Source organism: Streptomyces sp. C (assembly GCF_000158895.1).
Lineage (GTDB): Bacteria > Actinomycetota > Actinomycetes > Streptomycetales > Streptomycetaceae > Streptomyces > Streptomyces racemochromogenes.
The window spans coordinates 1449342-1452185 of record NZ_GG657750.1 but is presented as its reverse complement, the minus strand read 5'-3'; the positions used below and the strand labels follow the sequence as shown (position 1 = coordinate 1452185).

2 protein-coding genes and 1 pseudogene are annotated in these 2844 nt (G+C 76.5%); all 3 read right to left on the bottom strand.

From position 1 onward, the window contains the following. Nucleotides 1-1595, bottom strand: a pseudogene (locus SSNG_RS06305) (cation acetate symporter); the annotation flags it as partial. An 84-nt stretch (nucleotides 1596-1679) separates the two neighbouring features. Continuing rightward, entirely contained in the window at nucleotides 1680-1955 is a 276-nt protein-coding gene (locus SSNG_RS06300; protein WP_042800618.1) for a hypothetical protein, read from the bottom strand. A 182-nt stretch (nucleotides 1956-2137) separates the two neighbouring features. Further along, a partial coding sequence (locus SSNG_RS06295) for a LytTR family DNA-binding domain-containing protein (RefSeq protein WP_063749873.1) occupies nucleotides 2138-2844 on the bottom strand: 707 nt, incomplete at its 5' end.

Genomic DNA, 2844 nt, shown 5'->3' with positions numbered 1-2844 from the left:
ACACCGCCGGCCAGGCCAGCAGCGCGTGCGCCCACCCCCGCGGCGCGGCCCCGCCCCGCGTCGCCAGCACCGCGCCCAGCGCCGCACCGCCCCCCGTGAGCAGCCCGGCCACCGCACCCGGCGGGGTCAGGCCCCGCCACCAGATCCCGAGCACCAGCAGCGGGCAGAACGAGGACGCCGACACCGCGAAGGCCAGCCCGACCGCGTCCGCGACCGGCACCCGCGTGCCCACCGCCCCGCCCGCCAGCGGCACGGCCATCGCCACCACCACCGCCAGGCGGAAACTCCCCACCCCGCGCCGCGGCAGCACGTCCTGGTGCAGCACCCCCCGCCACCGCCATCGTCAGCCCCGACGCCGTCGACAGGAACGCCGCGAACGCGCCCCCGGCCAGCAGCGCCCCCAGCAGCTCCCCGAGGAGCCCGCCCAGCATCCGCTCCGGCAGCACCAGCACCGCCGCGTCCGCGTCCCCGGTCAGCGCCAGCTCGGGCGCGTAGATCCGGCCCAGCGCCCCGTACACCTGCGGCAGCAGGTAGAACACCCCGAGCAGCCCCAGCACCACCAGGGTGGTCCGCCGGGCCGCCCGGCCGTCGGGGCTGGTGTAGAAGCGCACCGCGACGTGCGGCAGGCCCATCGTGCCGAGGAACGTGGCCAGGATCAGCCCGTACGTGGCGTACAGCCGGTGCTCGCGGTCGCCCGCCGACAGCGGCTTCGCCCAGCCGGGCGAGTCCGGCGCCGTGCCCGCCCGGGACGCGGAGTCCGGGACGGCGGACCCGGCGGCGAACTCCAGCCGCGTGTGCGCCCGTACCGTGTGCCGGCCGGCCGCCAGCGTCAGCGGGGCGTCCGCGTGGTCGAGCCCGTCCACCCGCCCCGTCACCGTCACGGTGAGCGGCTCGTCCAGCGACAGCCGGACGTCCTGCCCGAGGGTGACGGCGGTGTGCTCCCGGAAGACGGCCTTCGCGTCGAAGGAGGCGCGCGGCGCCCCGTCCCCGGCCCACGCGGCCAGCAGGAAGAAGGCGGGCACCAGCAGGGCGCACAGCTTGAGCCAGTACTGGAAGGCCTGCACGAAGGTGATGCTGCGCATCCCGCCGGCCGCCACGGCCGCCGTGACCACGAAGGCGACCACCACCCCGCCCGCCCAGTGCGGTGCCCCCGTCAGCACGGTCAGGGTCAGCCCCGCCCCCTGGAGCTGCGGCAGCAGGTACAGCCAGCCGACCCCCAGCACGAACACCACCGCGATCCGCCGCACGGCCTGCGACTGGAGCCGGGCCTCCGCGAAGTCCGGCAGGGTGTACGCGCCCGAGCGCCGCAGCGGCGCCGCGACCAGCACCAGCAGCACCAGGTACCCGGCCGTGTAGCCGACGGGGTACCAGAGCATCTCCGGCCCCTGGAGCAGCACCAGCCCGGCGACGCCGAGGAAGGAGGCGGCGGAGAGGTACTCCCCGCTGATGGCCGCCGCGTTCAGCCGGGGGCCGACGGTCCGCGAGGCCACGTAGAAGTCGGAGGTGGTCCGGGATATCCGCAGCCCCAGCGCGCCGACCAGCACCGTCACCAGGACGACTGCGGTGACCGCGGTCAGCGCGTACGTCTGGTTCACCGGAGGGTCCTTCGACGGGGGAGGGGATCCTGGGAGTCTACGCAGCGCCTCCGGCGGGACGACAGGCCTGTTCCGGCCCCTGGATCACACCGCCGGATCGCGGTGGTCCGCGCAGTCGCGCAGGGCGATCTCCAGCTCCACGTACGACTCCTCCGCGCGCCGGAACGCGAGCGTCAGGGCCGCCTCCGCACGCGGGGGCAGGACGCGGCCGGCGTCCTCCTGCGCCTCGAACAGCACATCGGCCCAGCGGGCCGCCGCGCTGCGCAGCCGGGCCAGCAGCTCCTCGGCCTCGGCGGGCCCCGACGGGCGGGTGCGGGGCAGTCCGCTCAGCGCGTCCAACAGCGCCTGGATCTCGGACATATCGCTCCTCCCGGGCCGGATGGTCCACGATATGCGGGTACGGCCCCCGCGACGGACCGCCGGGGCGGCCCTGCGGCCGACGGGCCCGGCGGATCGCCGTACGCCCTTCCCCGCGCGACGAACGGCGCGTTGGTACGCCCGGCGGTCGTACGCCGGTCCGCCCGCGGCCGGGTGCCGACCCGTCAGCCGGTGGCCTGCCGCATCAGCAGGTCCCGCAGCTGGCGCGCGTGGCGGCGGCTCACCTGGAGCTCGGCCGCGCCCACGCGGACGCTGGTGGTGCCCGCGTCCAGCCGGAGTTCGTCGATCCGGCCCAGCGCCACCAGGTGCCGGCGGTGGATGCGGACGAAGCCGCGGGCCGCCCAGCGCTCCTCCAGCGTGGACAGCGGGATCCGCACGAGGTGGCTGCCCTCGTCGGTGTGCAGCCGGGCGTAGTCCCCCTGGGCCTCCACGTACGCGATGTCCGCGATGGCCACGAACCGGGTGACCCCGCCCAGTTCGACGGCGATCTGCTCCGGAGCCCGCTCGACGGCCGCCGCCCCGCCCGGCGTGCGGCGCGGCGGCGGGACGGCCGCCCGCTCCGGCTCCGCCCGCTGGTCCCGCACGGGCCGGGCCAGCAGTTCGCGGGCCCGCCGGACGGCCTCGGCCAGCCGTTCCGGGCGTACGGGCTTCAGTACGTAGTCCACCGCCTTGAGGTCGAAGGCCTGCACCGCGAAGCCCTCGTGCGCGGTGACGAACACGATCAGCGGCGGCCGGGCGAACCCGGCCAGCAGCCGGGCGATGTCCAGCCCCGTCAGCCCGGCCATCTGGATGTCCAGGAAGACCACGTCGATCGCGTCGGGCCCGTCCGGCCCGCTCTCCACCGCGCGGGTGATCCGGCGCAGCGCCTCCG

Coding starts and splice junctions, on each gene's coding strand:
- SSNG_RS06300 (WP_042800618.1), bottom strand. CDS start 1,955: ATGTCCGAGATCCAGGCGCTGTTGGACGCGCTGAGCGGACTGCCCCGC.